Origin of the sequence: Tepidicaulis sp. (assembly GCF_965222285.1) — a bacterium.
GTDB lineage: Bacteria > Pseudomonadota > Alphaproteobacteria > Parvibaculales > Parvibaculaceae > Tepidicaulis.
Window position 1 is genome coordinate 1,988,575 of record NZ_OZ244942.1, and the last position, 18,138, is coordinate 2,006,712.

The 18,138-nt window shown below is 60.7% G+C and carries 19 protein-coding genes; 8 read left to right on the top strand and 11 right to left on the bottom strand.

Features of this window, described 5'->3' with window-relative positions:
* Nucleotides 1–11 precede the first annotated feature (11 nt).
* The 4 genes from thrS to cysS form a co-directional block, all read right to left on the bottom strand.
* Nucleotides 12–2,000 (bottom strand): threonine--tRNA ligase, encoded by a 1,989-nt coding sequence (thrS, locus tag ACOQOT_RS09515; protein WP_420559047.1) that lies wholly within the window; start codon nt 1,998–2,000, stop codon nt 12–14.
* A gap of 10 nt (nt 2,001–2,010) precedes the next feature.
* Nucleotides 2,011–2,376: a membrane protein insertion efficiency factor YidD gene (gene yidD / locus ACOQOT_RS09520; RefSeq protein ID WP_420559048.1), complete on the bottom strand. Its 366-nt coding sequence runs from the start codon at nt 2,374–2,376 to the stop codon at nt 2,011–2,013.
* Nucleotides 2,377–2,878: 502 nt separating this feature from the next.
* Complete coding sequence (locus ACOQOT_RS09525; RefSeq protein ID WP_045448149.1) at nt 2,879–3,319, bottom strand: iron-sulfur cluster assembly scaffold protein; 441 nt, start codon at nt 3,317–3,319, stop codon at nt 2,879–2,881.
* Between the two features lie 18 nt (nt 3,320–3,337).
* Nucleotides 3,338–4,735 (bottom strand): cysteine--tRNA ligase, encoded by a 1,398-nt coding sequence (gene cysS, locus ACOQOT_RS09530; protein ID WP_420559049.1) that lies wholly within the window; start codon nt 4,733–4,735, stop codon nt 3,338–3,340.
* A 475-nt stretch (nt 4,736–5,210) separates the two neighbouring features.
* Between cysS and folE the strand changes: the two genes are divergently transcribed.
* From folE to ACOQOT_RS09545, 3 genes are all read left to right on the top strand, one after another.
* On the top strand, nt 5,211–5,849 hold the full coding sequence (folE, locus tag ACOQOT_RS09535) for a GTP cyclohydrolase I FolE (RefSeq protein ID WP_420559050.1): 639 nt from the start codon (nt 5,211–5,213) through the stop codon (nt 5,847–5,849).
* A gap of 24 nt (nt 5,850–5,873) precedes the next feature.
* Nucleotides 5,874–6,338, top strand: a complete 465-nt coding sequence (hisI, locus tag ACOQOT_RS09540; RefSeq protein ID WP_420559051.1) for a phosphoribosyl-AMP cyclohydrolase — start codon at nt 5,874–5,876, stop codon at nt 6,336–6,338.
* Between the two features lie 84 nt (nt 6,339–6,422).
* Nucleotides 6,423–7,487 carry a patatin-like phospholipase family protein gene (locus ACOQOT_RS09545; protein ID WP_420559052.1) on the top strand — a complete coding sequence of 355 codons (1,065 nt, stop codon included), beginning with the start codon at nt 6,423–6,425 and terminating at the stop codon, nt 7,485–7,487.
* A gap of 2 nt (nt 7,488–7,489) precedes the next feature.
* Here ACOQOT_RS09545 and ACOQOT_RS09550 read toward each other — a convergent pair whose 3' ends face one another.
* On the bottom strand, nt 7,490–7,918 hold the full coding sequence (locus ACOQOT_RS09550) for a CBS domain-containing protein (RefSeq protein ID WP_420559053.1): 429 nt from the start codon (nt 7,916–7,918) through the stop codon (nt 7,490–7,492).
* A 236-nt stretch (nt 7,919–8,154) separates the two neighbouring features.
* Here ACOQOT_RS09550 and ACOQOT_RS09555 point away from each other — a divergent pair, with 236 nt between their 5' ends.
* Nucleotides 8,155–9,462: a DUF2157 domain-containing protein gene (locus ACOQOT_RS09555; RefSeq protein ID WP_420559054.1), complete on the top strand. Its 1,308-nt coding sequence runs from the start codon at nt 8,155–8,157 to the stop codon at nt 9,460–9,462.
* Nucleotides 9,459–10,091 (top strand): GDYXXLXY domain-containing protein, encoded by a 633-nt coding sequence (locus ACOQOT_RS09560; protein ID WP_420559055.1) that lies wholly within the window; start codon nt 9,459–9,461, stop codon nt 10,089–10,091. The genes ACOQOT_RS09555 and ACOQOT_RS09560 overlap by 4 nt, the downstream gene beginning before the upstream one ends.
* 1 nt (nt 10,092) lies before the next feature.
* Here ACOQOT_RS09560 and ACOQOT_RS09565 read toward each other — a convergent pair whose 3' ends face one another.
* The gene (locus ACOQOT_RS09565; RefSeq protein ID WP_420559056.1) at nt 10,093–11,514 is read right to left on the bottom strand and encodes a carotenoid oxygenase family protein; all 1,422 of its coding nucleotides are present in this window, start codon (nt 11,512–11,514) and stop codon (nt 10,093–10,095) included.
* 218 nt (nt 11,515–11,732) lie between these two features.
* Between ACOQOT_RS09565 and ACOQOT_RS09570 the strand changes: the two genes are divergently transcribed.
* Entirely contained in the window at nt 11,733–12,710 is a 978-nt protein-coding gene (locus ACOQOT_RS09570) for an NADPH:quinone oxidoreductase family protein (protein ID WP_420559057.1), read from the top strand.
* Between the two features lie 21 nt (nt 12,711–12,731).
* Here the strand turns inward: ACOQOT_RS09570 and ACOQOT_RS09575 are convergent, their stop codons facing one another.
* From ACOQOT_RS09575 to ACOQOT_RS09585, 3 genes are all read right to left on the bottom strand, one after another.
* Nucleotides 12,732–13,079, bottom strand: a complete 348-nt coding sequence (locus ACOQOT_RS09575) for a DUF4389 domain-containing protein (RefSeq protein ID WP_420559058.1) — start codon at nt 13,077–13,079, stop codon at nt 12,732–12,734.
* A 106-nt stretch (nt 13,080–13,185) separates the two neighbouring features.
* Entirely contained in the window at nt 13,186–13,971 is a 786-nt protein-coding gene (locus ACOQOT_RS09580) for a rhomboid family intramembrane serine protease (RefSeq protein WP_420559059.1), read from the bottom strand.
* Nucleotides 13,964–14,596, bottom strand: a complete 633-nt coding sequence (locus ACOQOT_RS09585) for a 2-hydroxychromene-2-carboxylate isomerase (RefSeq protein WP_420559060.1) — start codon at nt 14,594–14,596, stop codon at nt 13,964–13,966. Before ACOQOT_RS09585 ends, ACOQOT_RS09580 begins: the two co-directional genes overlap by 8 nt.
* A 336-nt stretch (nt 14,597–14,932) precedes the next feature.
* Between ACOQOT_RS09585 and hfaA the strand changes: the two genes are divergently transcribed.
* Both hfaA and hfaB read left to right on the top strand, forming a co-directional pair.
* Nucleotides 14,933–15,385: a holdfast anchoring protein HfaA gene (hfaA, locus tag ACOQOT_RS09590; protein ID WP_420559061.1), complete on the top strand. Its 453-nt coding sequence runs from the start codon at nt 14,933–14,935 to the stop codon at nt 15,383–15,385.
* Between the two features lie 16 nt (nt 15,386–15,401).
* Nucleotides 15,402–16,382 carry a holdfast anchoring protein HfaB gene (gene hfaB / locus ACOQOT_RS09595; RefSeq protein WP_420559062.1) on the top strand — a complete coding sequence of 327 codons (981 nt, stop codon included), beginning with the start codon at nt 15,402–15,404 and terminating at the stop codon, nt 16,380–16,382.
* A gap of 310 nt (nt 16,383–16,692) precedes the next feature.
* Here the strand turns inward: hfaB and ACOQOT_RS09600 are convergent, their stop codons facing one another.
* Both ACOQOT_RS09600 and ACOQOT_RS09605 read right to left on the bottom strand, forming a co-directional pair.
* On the bottom strand, nt 16,693–16,983 hold the full coding sequence (locus ACOQOT_RS09600; protein ID WP_420559063.1) for a GIY-YIG nuclease family protein: 291 nt from the start codon (nt 16,981–16,983) through the stop codon (nt 16,693–16,695).
* Nucleotides 16,984–17,288: 305 nt separating this feature from the next.
* Entirely contained in the window at nt 17,289–18,074 is a 786-nt protein-coding gene (locus ACOQOT_RS09605) for a hypothetical protein (protein ID WP_420559064.1), read from the bottom strand.
* Nucleotides 18,075–18,138: the final 64 nt, after the last annotated feature.

An 18,138-nucleotide genomic window follows, 5' to 3' on the forward strand; every position in this document is an offset into this window, starting at 1 on the left:
TTTCCTCGATCTTATTCAGCAGCTTTTGCCGCGCTTCGGGCGGGCGCGAGATCCGGCGGCAGCGCCTCTTCGCGCAGCGCGGCAATCGTTTCATCGAGCCCCGCCACCGTCTGATCCTTGGAGCCAAGACGGCGGATGGAGAAAGTCTTTTCCTCCGCCTCGCGCCGGCCCGCGACGAGAATGACCGGCACCTTGGCGACCGAGTGCTCGCGCACCTTGTAGTTGATCTTCTCGTTCCTCAGATCGAGCTCGACGCGCAGACCCGCCGCGCGCAGCTTTTCATACGACTCGCGCGCATACTCATCCGCATCCGACGTAATGGTCGTCACCACCGCCTGCACGGGCGCGAGCCAGAGCGGGAAGCGGCCTTCATAGTTCTCGATCATGATGCCGATGAAGCGCTCCAGCGTGCCGAGCACCGCGCGGTGCAGCATGACGGGCCGGTGGCGGCCGCCATCCTCACCCACATAAGAGGCATCGAGACGCTCCGGCAGCACGAAGTCGAGCTGCAACGTGCCGCATTGCCAGGTCCGCCCGATCGCATCGCGCAGGTGGAATTCGAGCTTCGGCCCGTAGAAGGCCCCCTCGCCCGGCGCGAACTCGAACTCGAGCCCGGCGGCATTAAGCGCGTCTTCAAGGCCCTTCTCGGCTTTATCCCACACCGCATCTTCGCCCGCGCGCACTTCCGGCCGCGTGGCGAGCTTCACCGCAATGTCCGTAAAGCCGAGATCGTGATAGACCTTCTGCAACAATTCGCAGAAAGCGACGCTTTCCGCCGTGATCTGATCCTCACGGCAGAAAATATGCGCATCGTCCTGCGTCATCTGGCGCACGCGCATAAGGCCATGCAGCGCCCCATGCGCTTCGTTGCGGTGACAGCAGCCGAACTCGGCCATGCGCAAGGGCAGGTCGCGGTAGGATTTGATGCCCTGCTTGAAGATCTGCACATGGGCCGGGCAGTTCATCGGCTTCAGCGCCATGAACTCCGCCTCGCCGGAAAGAACCGGCGCATCTTCCTCCGTGCTCGGAATTTCATCCGGCACGACGAACATGTTCTCGCGGAATTTCGACCAGTGGCCCGACTGTTCCCAAAACTTGGAATCGAGAAGCTGCGGCGTTTTCACTTCCACATAATCGCTCTCTTCCAGGCGCCGGCGGATATATTGCTCCAGCGCCTGCCAGATGCGGTAGCCCTTCGGGTGCCAGAAGACCGAGCCCTGCGCTTCTTCCTGAAGGTGGAAAAGGTCCATCTCGCGGCCGAGCTTGCGGTGATCGCGCTTTTCCGCCTCCTCCAGCATATGGAGATAGGCTTTCAGCTCTTTCTCATTCGTCCAGGCCGTGCCGTAAATGCGCTGAAGCTGCTCGTTCTTCGCATCCCCGCGCCAATAAGCGCCCGACACACGCATCAGCTTGAAAGCCTTGCCGAGCTTGCCCGTGGAGGGCAGGTGCGGCCCGCGGCACAGGTCCAGCCAGTCGCCCTGCTTATAGATGCGGATGTCCTCGCCATCCGGGATGTCGTTCACGAGCTCGACTTTGTAAGGCTCGTCGATCTTCTTGAAATAGGCGATCGCCTCGTCCTTCGACCACACCTCGCGCACGATGGGTTCGTCCCGGTCGACGATTTCCTGCATCCGCTTTTCGATCTTTTCCAGATCGTCCTCGGAAAAACGTTCCTCGCGGTGGAAATCGTAGAAGAAGCCGTTCTCGATCACCGGGCCGATCGTGTCATGGGTGCCGGGGAAAAGCTCTTGGACGGCCTGCGCCATGACATGGGCCGCATCGTGGCGCAGAAGCTCGAGCCCGTCCGGGCTTTCCTTCGTCACCACCTCGACCTTGGCGTCATGGGCAATTTCGGAGCAAAGATCGTCGACCTTCCCGTCGATCTTCACCGCCACGGCCTTCTTGGCGAGCGATTTGGAAATGCTTTCGGCCAGCTCGAAACCGTTCAAGGCTTTTTCATACTCGCGGACGGACCCGTCCGGCATCGTCAATTTGATCATCGTTTCTCTCTTAAACGTGCTTACCGGATGTCCGGCAGGCCGCCTCATCATTTCCTTTATCCGCGTTCGGGAGCCGCCAGACACCATAGCGCCAGGGCGCATAGATGGGCTGGGGCTGAAGCGCCGCCGGCACCGGGTCGAAGCCGTGGCTGCCCCAGGGGTGGCAGCGGGCAATGCGGGCAAGCGTCAGCCAAAAGCCCCGCCAGGCCCCGTGCCGGCGCACCGCCTCCAGCCCGTATTCCGAGCAGGTGGGCAAATGACGGCAGCGCGGCCCGATCAGCGGCGAAATTCCCAGGCGGTAGACCTGGATGAAGCCGATCATCAAAAGGCTTCCCAAAAAGCCTAAAGGATTGCGCGCCACGGCTTTCTCCCGCATTCCCGCCCCTTTTGGAGGGCGGCTCGTTCATGACTGTGTAGCCGGTATTGAAAGGCGGCTCAACAGCGCGGATGGAAGGAAAGGAGACGGCTAAACCGTTCTCATCCTTCAATTTTCATCGATTGTGGGTCGGAAAGAAGCCGCCCGGCGCGCCCTCGCGGGGAGCGGCTGGCTCCGGGGCACAGGCTTACGCCCGTCCGGAGCCGGGGGTAGTGAGCGTTACGGTGAGCGTGATGGCACAAGCGCGCGCAAAAGCCCGGCGCCCTGCGGGCCCCGCCTTCAGCATCTTGGCGCTGTTTCTGCCGTAACTCATTGCTGCTCCGTTTTATGCGGTCTCAATATAATAACCGGAATGCTAAGCAAAGGCTAATCCGCCTTATGGACCCCGGGACAAGCCCGGGGTGACACTTTGCGTTTGATGCGACGTTCCGCCTTTTACATGAGGCCGTCACCCCGGCCCCCGTGCCGGGGTCCATAGAGCCTCAGCAAAAAACAACAATCCTTAAGCCGCTCCGGCTTTTTCCAGCGCTTGCTCCACCGCTTCGAGCGTTGCCTCGAAGGTGAGGAGGGTGGAGGCGTGGCGGGCTTTGTACTCGCGCACGGGCTCTAGGATTTCGAGGTCCTTCCACTTGCCGGTGGGCGGGGGCCCGCCTTCTTTCAGCATGGCTTTCATTTGATCGCGGAGCGCGCGCAGCTCTTCCACGTCTGCGCCGATGACGAAATGCGCCATGATCGAGGAGGAGGATTGGCCGAGGGCGCAGGCCTTCACATCATGGGCGAAGTCCACGACCTTGCCGTCCGTCACCTTCACATCGACCGTGACCTTGGAGCCGCAAAGTTTAGAGACGGCCGTCGCCGTGCCGTCAGGATTTTCCAGCCGGCCGATGCGGGGAATGTCCCCGGCATATTTGAGAATGCGCGCGTTATAAATGTCGTCGAGCATATCCGTCTCCGGCGGGGTTTACGCCACCCGCCATTTCGTGCCGTCCGGCCCATCCTCGATGGCGATGCCCATATCGGTGAGCGCATCGCGGATCCGGTCCGCCTCGGCAAAGTCTTTGGCCTTGCGGGCTTCAAGCCGGGCGGCGATGAGCCGCTCGACTTCCGCAGCTTCAATATGGGTATCCCCGCCTGCCTGTTCAAACCAGGCCGCCGGGTCCTGCTGCAGAAGGCCGATCACCTTGCCTGCCGCCAGAAGCTGGGCTTTCACCTCCGCCTTCTCCGCCTGCCCTTCGGCCTGATTGGCTTTCTTGGCGAGCGCGAAAAGCTCGGCGAGCGCTTTGGGCGTATTCAAATCATCGAGCAGCGCCTCGAGGAATGCCGCCGGCAGATGTGCCGGTTCCGCCTCGACATCCGCCAGCGTGCGCAGCGCGCCGTAAAGCCGGTCGAGCATGCGCTTGGCCTGTTTCAGCCCCTCACCCGTCCAGTCCAAAGGCTGGCGGTAATGGCCGTTCAAAAGCGCAAGGCGGATCGCCTCGCCCGGCGCTTCTTTCAACAAATCATGCACGAGAAGGACGTTGCCGAGCGACTTCGACATTTTTTCCTTCTCGATATTCACGAAGCCATTATGCATCCAGAACCGGGCAAGCGCCTTGCCGCCATGGGCGCAGGTGCTTTGCGCCACCTCGTTTTCATGGTGGGGAAACTGCAGATCGATGCCGCCGCCATGAATGTCGATGGTCTCCCCCAGATGCTTCTCGATCATGGCCGAGCATTCGATATGCCAGCCAGGCCGCCCGCGGCCCCAGGGGCTTTCCCAGCCCGGCTGCTCGGCGCTCGACGGCTTCCAGAGCACGAAGTCGGAGGCGTTTTTCTTGTAAGGGGCAACTTCCACCCGCGCGCCCGCTTCCATCTCATCCTGATCGCGCCGGGAGAGCGCGCCGTAATCGCCAAAGCTGGGCACATCGAAAAGCACATGGCCTTCCGCTTCATAAGCATGGCCGGAGGCGATGAGCCGCTCCATGAGCGAGATCATGGTTTCCGTCGTCTCGGTTGCCAGCGGCTCGATATCGGGGGGCAGCACGCCGAGCGAGCCCATATCCTCCCGGTAGATCGCCGCATATTTCTCGGTAATGGCGGAAATCGGCACGCCCTCGTCCTGGGCGGCCTTGATGATCTTGTCCTCGATATCGGTGATATTGCGCGCGTAAACGACGTGCCCCGCGCCATAAAGATGGCGCAGCAGCCGGGCCAGAAGGTCAAAGACCACGGCCGGGCGCGCATTGCCGATATGGGCGAAATTGTAAACGGTCGGCCCGCAGACATACATGGTCACGCGCTTGGGGTCCTGCGGCGTGAAGAGGTCTTTCTGGCGGGTCAGCGTGTTGTAAAGCTTGAGGGACTTGGTCTCAGCACTCATCGGATCTGTTCTCTTGGTCGGATCGGGCCGGAGATGGGCTGCCGGCGCTCCCTAAAAGAGGCCTAGGCCAGCCGGGTGAACGAGGTCTGGCGGCAGCGGCAACACAGATGACAGGTCATATCGTCAACCTCAAGGTGTCGGAAACCGCCGGAACCTAATGCAGAAACCCGCCGAAAACCAGCCCAAATGGCCCGGATTGCGCCCGGAACGCACCGGAAAAGGGAAATCCGGCGCCTCGGGCGGCGCCCATTATCAACATTCCGTCAAGGCTTTGCGCATTTGCAAGGTCCACAAAGCTTGATAGCCCCTTTCTGCAAGGCTATATGCACACTCTAGACGGTGTCACATCATCTGCAGCATGGCATAAGACCCGTGCTTGATGGGCAAAATAGGCAGAGGAGGACCGCTGCCTGTGACTTGAACCGGCACTTTCAAACCCTCCCGTCAGGGTTTTGGCCGGCGAACCCCTAAGAGAATGGTCGAAATGGATATGAATGCTGTAGTGGATAGCTTGTCTTCAACGAAAACCGATCGCGCTCGCCCTTCCCGCGAGGAAGCGGAAGCGGCCGTGCGCACCCTCATCGCCTGGGCCGGGGACAACCCGGACCGTGAAGGCTTGATCGAAACGCCGAACCGCGTCGTGCGTGCCTATGAAGAATTCTTCGCAGGCTACGAAGAAGACCCGGACGAAGTGCTGGGCAAGACCTTCGAGGAAGTCGAAGGCTATGACGACATGGTCATGCTGCGCGATATCACGCTGGAATCGCATTGCGAGCACCATATGGTGGCTATTCTGGGCAAGGCGCATATCGCCTATGTCCCCACCAACCGGGTGGTCGGCATCTCCAAGCTTGCCCGCGTGATCGAAATCTACGCCAAACGCCTGCAGACGCAGGAAACGATGACGGCGCAGATCGTCGACTCGATCAACCGCGTGCTCAAGCCCAAGGGCGTTGCCGTTCTCGTCGAAGCCAAGCACCAGTGCATGACGACGCGCGGTATCCGCAAACCGGACGTGGCGACTATCACCACGCAGTTTACGGGTGTCTTCCGCGACGATCTGCGCATGGAGCAGCGCTTCTTGCAGATGATCCGCGGCTACCAGGAACGGTAAGCCGCCCGCAGCAAGGCACCTGCCGTGAGCGATAAATCCGAATCTTACTTTGCCGAGCGCGGCGCGAAGGCAGAGATCGAAGAAGGTTCCGTCTTCGCCCCGAAATTCGGCGAAGACGGCCTCATTCCCGTTGTCACCACCGATGCGGCGACGGGCGATCTTCTCATGCATGCCTATATGAATGCCGAAGCCCTCGCCCTGACCATCGAGACGGGCGAGGCGGTCTATTGGAGCCGCTCGCGCGGCGGCCTTTGGAAAAAGGGCGAAACCAGCGGCCAGGTGCAAAGCGTGGTGGAAATGCGCACCGACTGCGACCAGGACGCTATTTGGCTGAAAGTCAATGTGGCCGGCAATGGCGCGACCTGCCATGTCGGCTACAAGGCCTGTTTTTACCGCTCCATTCCGGTGGGCACGGGCAAGAAACCCGCCCCGCTCGATTTTGAAGAGAGCGAAAAGGTCTACGACCCCAAAGACGTTTACGGGAAGTAAGGCCGCAGGCCTTCGCGGCCTCGGGCGCCATCTTGTCTAACCGGGTCTTTGTGATGTAATGCGCAGGTAACGTGAAGGGTCCCCATGCGCAAACCTGCTCCCAAACATACCGGCACACCGAAAATCGGCCTCGCCCTCGGCTCGGGCGTGGCGCGCGGCTGGTCGCATATCGGCGTCATGCAGCGCCTTGCCGAAGAAGGGATCGAGATCGACGTGATCTCCGGCACCTCCATCGGCGCGCTGGTGGGCGGGTGCTATGCGGCAGGCAAACTCGATGCGCTGGAAGAGTTCGCTCGCTCGCTGAACGCGCGCCGGCTCTTCAATCTCATGGATATCCGCTTCAACGGCTCGGCGCTTTTCGGCGGCAGCAAGCTGGCCGAGCTTTTGAAAGAACATCTGCATGAACGCCAGATCGAAGACCTGCCGCGCAAATTCGTAGCCGTGGCGACGGACATGAATAGCGGTCATGAGGTGTGGCTGAAACACGGCTCGATGATCGATGCCATCCGCGCCTCTTACGCCCTGCCCGGCGTTTTCGAACCCATGGCCTATGAAGGGCGCTGGCTGATCGACGGCGCGCTCGTCAATCCGGTGCCGATTTCCGTCTGCCGCGCTTTCGACGCCCATCTCGTCATCGCGATCAATCTCAACCTCGATGCCTTCGGCATGACCTCGGCGCTGAATTATTACCGCCTGGAAGAAGAGCTGGAAGCAGAGCGTGAAGCCAAGCGCGAGGCGGAACGGAGCACCTTCGAGACGGAAGACATGATCAGCCTCGAAAACACCCATCTGGAAATGCCGATCGAGGATGACGAAACGCCGGAAAAGAGCCTGCGCAAATCCATCTCCGAGCGGCTGAAACAGATGCGCAGCGGCACGGACCGCGCGCTGCTGCAGCAGCTTTTCAAACGCGACGCCCCCTCAGGGCCGGGGCTGACCACCGTCATGACGAGCGCGCTCAACATCGTGCAGGACCGCCTTGCCCGCGCGCGCATGGCCGCAGACCCGGCCGATGTCGTCATCGAGCCGGATGTGGGCCATATCAATCTCATCGATTTCGATAAAGCGGATGAACTGATCCGTCACGGCCGCGAGGCAGCCGACCGCTCCATGCCTTTCATCGAACGGGCGCTCAAACAGCTCAGCTAAGCTTAGCCGGTGGCGATATACATTTTGAGCTGCTCGGCTTCCATCTCCGTTTCCGCGATCTTGTATTTGACCACGTCACCGATGGAGATGAGCCCGATCATCTCACCCTCTTCCACCACAGGTACGTGACGGAAACGCCCGCCGGTCATGATGCCCATCAGATGGTCCACCGTATCCGCGCGCGAACAGGTGATGACATTCTGCGTCATGGTTTCGCGGACGGGCTTGTCCAGCACGGCAGCGCCGAATTTGGAAATCGCGCGCACGATGTCCCGCTCGGACAGGATGCCGCCCAGCTTTTTCCCATCGGCGACCACCGCAGCCCCGATTTTCTTTTCGCTCAGAAGATCGGCAGCCTCTTTCAGCGTCGCATCGGCGGGAATGGCCACAACCTTGTGGCCCTTTTCTTTCAGGATCGTTTCAACGTTCATTCGGCTCCTCCTGTTGAGGCGCATGCTCGCCGCATCGCCCGTCATCCCCCGGAGACTTAAAGGCTCTCCCAAGCCCGCGAATAAAAATGATGACCCCGCCGCGCCCGACATTCAAGATGCTCGCGAGTCGAAAACATCATTAAAATGTCAGAGACACTGCCCTATTTGCGACACAATAATCCTGACACTGACGTCACCTTTATAGTTAAAAGCGCAGGAAGCCGGGGGAAACGGGCATGGATGGTTGGCCTTTCTGGAAACGCCTGTATCAAAAGCAAATAAATCGTGATCTGGACATTTGGGTCACGAAGGGCTGGGTCACCCAGCAAAATGCCGAAGCGATCCGCCGGTCGCTGGAAAACGAGGATGGCGGTAGCCGCCTGCCTCTCGTGCTTTCGCTTCTGGGCGCGGCATTACTCGGCCTTGCCGCCCTCTCGTTCGTCGCCGCCAATTGGGCGGAGATGCCGAAGCTCCTGCGCCTTCTCATTCTCTTTGCCTCGCTGGGCGCTGCTTACGGCGCCGCGATCTGGCTTTATCTGAAAAAACACACGGGCTTTGCCGAAGCCGCCCTACTTCTTGCCACGCTCCTGTTCGGCGCGAATATCATGCTCATCGCGCAGATGTATCATCTGGCGAGCGATTACACGGGCGGGCTTTTCGCCTGGTCACTCGGAGCACTGGCGCTTGCTTGGGCGGCAAAGTCCCGCGCCGTGCTGGCCGGCTCCTTCGTGCTGCTCTTCATCTGGACGGGCACGGCCTCGCTCGATGCCGGTATCAGCCCGCACTGGACTTACATCCCGGCCTGGGCGGCGGCCACCTTGCTAGGCTTCCGCCTGCAATGGACGCCCTCCTACCATCTGTCCCTGCTCTCCTTTTTCGGCTGGCTGCTGATGGGGCTCGAAGGGTTCGACAATTATCACTGGGACAGCGGCAACCTTCTCTTCTTCGGTCTTGCCATCGCGCTCACCGTCTGGCTGAAAGGCCGGCTCGGCGGCGAGCTTGGCCTGCGCATGGGACGCGTTGCCGAAGCTTACGGCGCCATCGTCACCGGCATCCTGCTTTTCGCCCTGCAATTCGATGAGCTCGATTTTACCGGCGAGATGAGCTGGCGTCTGACACTGCTCGCCTTCGGTGCTTTCAACGTGGCGCTCCTGTTCTTCTGTGTGATGCGCCGCGCCTTCACCATGACGGGGCTTGCCGGGTTCGGCGCGCTGCTGGCGCTCACCGTTCTGCCGGCAATCATCACCAGCGGGGAAACGAATTATCTCGATATGACGACCGGCATGGGCGGTGTTCTCTATTTCGCCTTCGCCATCTGGCTTATCTTTCTCGGTACGCAGTCGGCCAGCCGCTTCCTCGTCAATCTGGGCTTCACCGCCTTTGCCGCCGAGGCTTTCTATATTTACGCCGAAACGCTCGGCACGCTGCTCGACACCGCGATCTTCTTTGCCCTGGGCGGTATATTGCTGATCGCAGGCAGCTGGGCGCTCAACCGCTGGCGCAAAAAGATGCTGGCTGAAACCGGCAAGGGAGAGGCCCAATGAGCTTCATCGATGAGCAGATCAAAGGCCTGCAAGCCCCTGCCCCGCGCGCGCCCGGCACCTTTGCGCTTGCCGTTGCCGCGATCTTCCTTGCGCAGGCGCTCTTTCTCGGCGCCATGATCTGGGACCGGATGATGCTCCTGCGCTCCGGCACGGAAGTCACGCTGGCCATCGAACCGGTCGATCCCCGCGATCTTTTCCGCGGTGACTATGTCATCCTCACCTACGACATCTCACGGCTGGAAGAATCGAAACTTGCCGGCGACAACGATTTCAAAGAAGGCGATACGGTTTGGGTGGCGCTTGAAGAGCAAGGCGGGCTCTGGCAGGCCGCCGCCCTTCACCGCAAAGCCCCAAGCGAGGGTACCTTCATCCAAGGCCGGGTTGATTATGCGATCGGCGCGCGCCCGCGCACCGTGGAAGAAGACGAGCCCTGCGAGAATTGCCGCATGCTCACGCTCTCCTACGGCATCGAAAGCTATTTCGTGCCGGAGGGTACGGGCTGGGATCTTGAAGAACAGCGCAACGAAAACCGCCTTGCCGCGCGCATCGCGCTCGGCGGCGATGGGGAAGCCGCCATCAAAGGGCTCCTCCTCGACGGCGAGCTGATCTACGAAGAACCGCTCTTCTAGTTTACGCGGGCCGCCAATTGCCGTGGAAGCCATGGGGAATGCGTACCGGCAGATGCGCAAGCGCGAGCGGCCCCGCACCGACATCGCTTGCATCGAAGACGGCAAAATCCGAGAGGTTCGTCTCCCGCCGGTAGATCGCGGTAACGAGATAGCCGTCCCCTTCCGCAGAGCCCGGCGCGCGCGGCACGAAGACGGGTTCGAGCACCGTGTTGCCCGCGCCTGCATCCCACTCGGTTTTCTTGCCGGTCTCAAGATCGATATGCACCAGCACGTCATAGGAAGCAGCCTCCGCTTCCGGCCGCGCCATGGAGGCATAATAGCCGTGCCGGTAGCCGAGCCCCGCAAAACGCTCATCGAGCCGCGGAAACTCGCCGCGAAGGTCGGATAGAACCTCTTCGCTATAGCTGTTCGTATTGCCGTCGAGATCGAAGGTCCAGCGCACCAGCAGCCCTTGCTCGCTGGAAAGATCGGAAGGCGGGCGCGCGCCGTTTGCATCCGGGAAAAGCGGTACGCGGGAATATTTCATCACATCGGCAATAACTTTCGTGTGCCCGCCCTCATGCACCGTAAAGGCGTTCATCGGGTGGTACACATAACAGGGATCGCCCTCGAACCAGCGCATATCTTCCACCGCCCCGTCCCGGCGCATGATGCCGATCATGCTCGGCGTATCCGGGTCCCAGGCGATGACCGGCCCGCCCTGCATGATCCGGTCAACATCGATGGTTGCGGGGAAAAGCGGAAAGATCACATGCTCATCCGTGGTGATGAAGTCATGCATCATCGTGCAATAAGGCGCCTCGAATTTTTCCGTACGCGTCACGCGCCCGTCCGCGCCCACCACATTATAGGCGATGGTCTTGGAGCCCGGCCCATCCGCCATATAGGCGAAGAACAGCATTTCGCCCGTTTCAGGATCGATCTTGGGATGGGCGGTCATCGCGCCTTTATATTTGCCCTCGAAGGTCCAGCTTCCCGCCGTTTCCAGCGTCAGCGGGTCCATGGCGACAGGCGAGCTTCCCTCATCAAGTGCCAGAAGCTTGCCGCCATGCCAGACGATATTGGTATTGGCGACATTGTTGCGCAGCTCCTCACCGCCCGGCGCGCGGGGCTCGCCAAAGCCCGTACCGACAAGCCGGCGGCCCGCCTTGCGCTGCGCCTCATATTGCTCGGTATGCACCCAGCGGTTCCGGTAAGAAGCGCGCCCACCTTCCACATGAATGCCATGCACCATGCCCTCGCCCAGGAACCAGTGATGTTTTTCTCCGAGCGGGGGAAACATCGGGTTCGGACCATTGCGGTAAAGCGTGCCGGAAAGCGTCTCGGGCATATCGCCCGTCACAACAAGCTCCGGCGCGTCCATCTCGGCCAGCACCGGCGCGTAATTGCCCTTCAGGACACCAATTTCTGGAAACGGTTTCATAAGCCAGGCTCCTCCATCCTCCCCGCCATTACACAGCCGCCGGGGGCCGATTGCCACCGCGCAAGCGGCTCATTTGTGAACAATGGGATGTGCAGGGAACGCCCGTTCGATTCGCTCGATCTTCAAAACCGCCCTTGCCGACGCGGCGTTAGAAGCGGCGCCATTGCGCTGGACCTTGCCTCTTCTATGATGACGCCAAACAAATTTGGGAGCCTCCGATGAAAGCCATTCTCTGCCACGACTACGCGCCGCCGGAAAAACTGCGTTTTGAAGACGTGCCCGATCCTGCCGCGAAAGACGGTCAGGCCGTCATCGCCATCAAGGCGGCAGGCGTCGGCTTTGTGGACGGCCTGCTCGTTCAAGGGCTTTATCAGGTGAAAATCCCCCTGCCCTTTATTCCCGGCACGGAATTTTCCGGCATTGTGGAGAGTGTGGGCGCAGGCGTCACGGGCTTAAAACCGGGCGACAGGGTGCTCGGCTCGACCATGGGCGGGGCCTGTGCGGAAAAGATCGCCGTGCCTGCCGCGTCCTGCGTGCCCATTCCGGACAATCTGGACTTCGCGCCCGCCGCCGGCATCATCATCTCTTATTGCACGGCGCTTTACGGGCTGCGCGCCTGCGGAAATGCCAAGGAAGGCGAAACGCTTCTCGTCCTCGGTGCGGCAGGCGGTGTCGGCAGCGCCGCCATTCAGCTTGCAAAAGCCATGGGGCTGAGCGTCATTGCCGCCGCTTCCAGCGAGGAAAAGCGCAAAACCGCGCTGGAGCTCGGCGCGGATCATACCGTCGATTATACGAAGGAAGACTGGCGCAGCGATCTCAAGGAACTGACGGGCGGCAAAGGCGTCGATCTTGTCTATGACCCGGTGGGCGGGCCGATTTCGGAAGCGGCGCTCCGCTCACTCGCGCCGGGCGGACGGCATCTCGTTGTCGGCTTTGCGGCAGGCGACATTCCACGCATTCCGCTCAATCTACCGCTTTTGAAGCGCTGCTCGGTGGTCGGCGTGGATTGGGGCGGCTTTGCCCGGGCCGAGCCGCAAAATGCCGCGCCCTTCATGCGCGATCTTATGGCGATGATCGCCAAGGGTGAGCTGAAACCGGAAGGCTTTGCCCTTTATCCCATGGCCGATACCGGGCGGGCGCTCAGCGACATCGCCGCGCGCAAGGCGCTCGGTAAAGTGGTGCTGACGAACGACTAAAGGATTAGCGCGGGACGGCGCTCAGTCGTCCCGCTCGTCCGGCCGCTCTTCCGGAAACTTGCCGAAGGGAAAGGGTTTTTCTTCCTGCCCATAGGTAATGAAGGTCAGGCATTCCCAGACATAGGCGACCAGCCGTTTGGAAAAGGCGGCCAGCTCCTCGTTTTTTTCGCCGTTGATCAGCACGACGATGAATTGCACCGCACCGAGCAGGATCGACAGGGAAAAGGCGATATTTCCTAAAAACCAGAAGCCGATCATGTAAAGCACACGCTGCCAGGCCGCGCCGCCCGGGCGCTCATCCGTGTGCGCGCCGCTGCGGTCTGAACCAGAACTCGAATGGGAACCTGAATGGGAAGATGCGTCGCTCATTGGGGTCTCCTGGAGTTCGCGCCGGCGCGCCGAACGCCGCGCCTTATAAGATGTGGGCGGCAGGGGCGCGCTTTCAAGCTCTAGAGCCGGGGCGGGCTGGCGAAGTTCAACCCTTCCACTCCCCATAGCCCACATTGCCCGGCCCGCCGGAGGGAGAGGTTTTGATGGGATCGAAAAACCCGAAAAGCAGAAGTCCGGCGAAAAAGCCGCCAAGATGCGCTTCCCAGGCAACCGAGACGATCTGGCCCGAAGGCGTCAGCCCCGTAATGCCGAACAGCAGGTTCATACCGATCCAGATGGCAATGAAGATGAGCGTACGCCGGTCCGTCAGGGCCTGCAGAATGCTGGCCTGCGCCCTTGGCGCGCCGGGAAGTCCCGTCTGACCCGTGCCGATCATGCCGAGCGGACCGCCCGCCAGAAAGACGAAGCGCGCCGCCCCGCCCATCAGGCCGGATACCGCCGCCGAGGCCCCCACCACCGGCGTCAGCTCACCCGCATAGATCACCACATGAGTAATGCCGCCAATAATGGCGCAGATCACATAGAAGGTAAGAAACCGCGCCGTGCCGATCCGCCGCGCCACGGGCGTACCGAAGGCAAGTAGCCAGATCGCGTTGAAAATCACATGGGTCCAGCCCCCATGCAAAAAGGCATAGGTGATGAAGGTCCAAAGGTCCGCGAGAATGCCGCCGGGAAAGAAGTAAATATTGCCGTCCACCGCCGGGGCATAACGCGCGGGAATAAGCGAGCCCCAGATCAGGAGATCGCCGGATAATTCACGCCCGCCATACGCCTGCAGCAGAAAGACCGCGAAAATGGCGGCGACCAGCGCAATCACCACGGAAGGCGCGTTGAATGCGGGCGGCTCTTTATATTCCTGTAAATCAGCCACGGGCCGCCGCCTTCTTTAGGGGAAGTTCGCCTTTCAGCGCCGCCTCGACGAGGGGCAGCCGGTCATTGCCGAAGAACATACTCTCTCCATTCACGAACATGGTGGGCGAGCCGAACCCGCCCCGCTCGATTACTTCTTCCGTGTTTTGCTTCAACCGGTCTTTGATATCCTGATCCTTGATCCGTTTAAGCAGCATTTCAGGATCGATGCCGACCTTCTCGCAGATTTTCACGATTTCTTCCGGCTGGCTGATGTCTTTCAGATCGCCCCAATAAGCCTCGAACATGGCCCAGGCATAAGGCACGAGCTTGCCTTCATCCTGCGCGACGATCGCCCCGCGCATCGGGTCCACCGCCTTAACGGGGAAAACCGGCGGCTGGCCGATCTTGATGCCGGTGAAATTCGCCCAGTCCTGCAGGTCCTTCACATAATACTTGCCCTTGATCGGATTGGGTTTGGCGCGCAGCTCGTAAACTTCCTTGTTAACCACATTGAAGATGCCGCCCACCAGGATGGGTTTCCAGATCACCTCAGCGCCCGTGCGCTCGATCACCTCGTGAACCCGCGCAAAACAAAGGTAAGTCCAGGGGCTCGAACAATCGAAATAGAATTCCAGCGTCGCCATCCCGCCGCTCCTTATGGTTAACCGCCCGGCTTGCCGCGGGCATTGAGCGCGAGTGTGGCCGCTCGGGGCCGGATTCGCAACGCGGCCCCGTCTGGCCACCTTTCCGCTCGCCGGTGCCACCTGTCCCAGCAAGAGACAAATCCGGCGTGCCAAAGGGAGGCCGGAAGCGGGATTTCCCCCGTTTTCCCCTTAACCCCGCCTTAACCATGCGAAAAAACCGGCGGAAAAGCTGGGGTTTTTCGCAAAAACATCCCCGCCCTGCCGCTGGCACGGCCATTGCGATCCCCTTGGCAAAACAAAAAAAGATCTCAGACCAATCGTTTGACGAGGCTCAACATGGCAAGCACGGCAACAAAAAAAGCGCTCAGCGCCCTTACCGGCATCACCGCCGGTATTGCCATCGGCACTTTGTCGGCAATCGCGCCGGCAGCCGCCTTCGATTTCGAGGAAAATCGCTTCACGGCCAATGTGCCCTACGGCATGGATTCCTCGGTCGAGCTGAACCAGCCCATGTACCCCTCGTTCCGCGATGACAATGGCAACCGCGTCATTGCTAACGGCGATCTCACCGCATCTGGCGGCGGCACCCACACCTCGGGCGTCGGCTTCACCAACACCAGCGGCGGGAACGGCAATTGCAATGGTGTGAGCTGTGGTTCCAATTCGGCACAAGCCATCGGGAACCAGATCAACGTTGTGACGACCGGCTCCTACAACACGGTCGTGATCAACGCAGAACAAATAAACAATGGCAATCAGCAGGCTACGGTGACCAACAATGTTCAGTAACCCTCTTGGATATACGATGAAAAGCGCGGGCCGCATTCTGTCCATCGCAAGCGTCGCAGCCGCTCTGGCAGGCTGCATCTCCCCGGTGGCGGATACGACGGGCCGTTATGCGGAGCCGATCGGCAATGCCCCGGTGATCAACAATGAAACACCTTATTCGAACGCGCTGCGCTGCATCGCGCGTTCCTCCCGCAACGTCAGCACCGCCCCGCGCATCGCTGTCGGCAATATTCAGGATTACACCGGCAAAGCCGAACCTGAAGGCGGCCGGAAAGTGACCCAGGGCGCCGCCCTGATGGCCATTTCCGCCCTCGCCAAAGCCGGCGTGCGCCAGGTGGAGCGGTATGACACGGGTGTCACCGAGCTTGAGCTGAAATATGCCAATAACAAGCTGATCGGCGACCAGGACGGTCAGGCTTTCCGCCAGATCGTGGCCGGCACCATCCGCGGCTCCGACTATTACCTTGTCGGCGGCATCACGGAGCTGAACTTCAACATCCGCTCCGGCGGCGTGGACGGTTTCTTCTCCGATCTCGACACGGACGGCACGAAAGCCAACCTGCTGGTCAACCAGTTCGTCATGAATGTGGGCCTGGACCTGCGCCTGGTGGACAGCCGCACGCTGGAAGTGATCGATGTCGTTTCCTACCAGAAGCAGATCATCGGCCGTGAAATCAAAGCCGGCGTCTTCGATTTCTTCGGCGGCAACATCTTCGACATCGCCGCGGGCGAGAAGGCCCTCGAGCCGCTGCAGCTCGCCGTGCGCTCGGTCATCGAACGCGCCGTCCTGGAAATGATCGTGCCGGTCTATGGCATCGATCCGGCCCCTTGCGCCAATTTCGGCAAGGACGGCGATCCGCTGGGCGAAATCTACTACGACGCCCCGCGCGGTCAGCAGAACGCCGACAATGGTATGCGCACCGCCGCCGCCCCGGTCCGTCCTTACGACTACTACTCCGAGCCGGTCTTCACGGGCCTGCGCGGCCGGGTCAACTAACCTTCAAGAATTCCGCCGGGCTCCGGCCCGGCCACAAGTTTCCCAAGAGGAAAGCCTGAGAGCCAACTAGGGGAGGATCGCAAGATCCTCCCTCTTTTTTTGTGCGGGGGCGGGTGAGGCGAATGCCCATGGACCCCGGGACAAGCCCGGGGTGACGGTTGCGGAGAATGGTGAGGCGGTGCGCTCTCAGGCTCTCGTGGCGGAGCGCTGGGATTTGGCAAAGCCACAGCTCCATATAGAAGCTGTCACCCCGGGCTAGTCCTGGGGTCCATACAACAGCAAGGCCGAGAAAGCTGGCGTGAAAGCTCCCTCACCCCAGCAACCCCTTATAAAGATCGCGCCACTCCGGGTTGTGTGCCTCGATCACGTTTATCTTGTAACTGCGCCGCCAGCGTTTGATGCGCTTTTCAGAACGGATCGCTTCTTCCACATCCGGCGTTGCTTCAAACCAGACGAGGTCCTTGATGCCATACCGTTTCGTGAAGCTGTCGGCTGCTCCGGCTTTGTGCTCATAGACCCGGCGCACCAGGTCATTCGTCACACCCACATAAAGCGTGCCCCGTCTGCCGCTGGCGAGAATGTAGACGTAGTAAGTCTTCATGACTGCCGAGTATGCGGCCTGTGGACCCCGGGACAAGCCCGGGGTGACGGTTTTATTTGAGGAGATACAGTGCCACACCGTGTTTGTAACATCGCGTGCATCTTTGTGGAGCAAGGCCGCAGTTCCACATAGAAGCTGTCACCCCGGGCGTGTCCCGGGGTCCATACGGCAGCAGCTGCAAATGTACGTGCGAACAGGACGGCAAGAGCAAGCACCGCCCACCCTTTAACACCCCGCACACAAAAAACCGCGGCGTCCGTGCAAAGACGCCGCGGCTTCGAGGTGCCGTCAAGAAAGAGAGAAGATCAGTTGCCGACACCGCCGGAAAGATAAAGCCCCGAAGTGTCGCCCACCTGGCTCATCTGCGGGCCGCCGGTCGTTTTCTGCAGAATGATTTCGGCAAAGCGCGCACGGGGGGCGATGCCGCTGTTGAATGCAAGGTCCGAGGCCGGGCCGCAGGCAACGCGGCCGTCTTCGCCCACATGCAGGCTGCTGCCCACCTGGCATTCGAACGTATAACCGCCCTGATAATCCGTGCTCGTGCCATCTTCCAGGAACCGGCCGAGCGTCACCACCATCATGTCGCCGGCAAGGCAGTGGAAGACCTCGCCTACATAAGAGCCAGCCTCGATGATCTTATTCGGCACGCTCATGCGCGCGGCTTCTTCAAGACCCTTGGCGTCCTGGCACACGCCCTTGACGGGCTTGCGCAGTTTTTCGACCGCGTTCGGCACAACCACGGTGAGCTGGCCGAGCGGAGTAACCGCTTTCGGCGCTTCGATAAACGTGGTGCTGCCGCCGACGAAAACGGTCTTGTTCCGCGCGCCGCGGTCCACATTGATATTGAAGACGCGGTTGTCGTTATGAACGCTCGTATTCGTCGTCGTGGTGTTTTTGTTGATGGTGATCTTCTTCGTATAGCTCTTGTTGATGATCACCTTCTTGCCGCCGCCATGATGCGGGGGTTTATGCGGCCCGCAGGGCGTATCCGGGACGCAGGGCTGGTCCGGGCAATAATCGGCCGGATTGCCTGCCGAAGCGGGCATCGGAACAGCCGCATCCATGGCCGTGGCGCCCGCCGCCACACTCATTGCAATGAACAAATTCTTAACTTTGTGTCCCATAACGGCACTCCATAACGGCACTAAGAGCTAT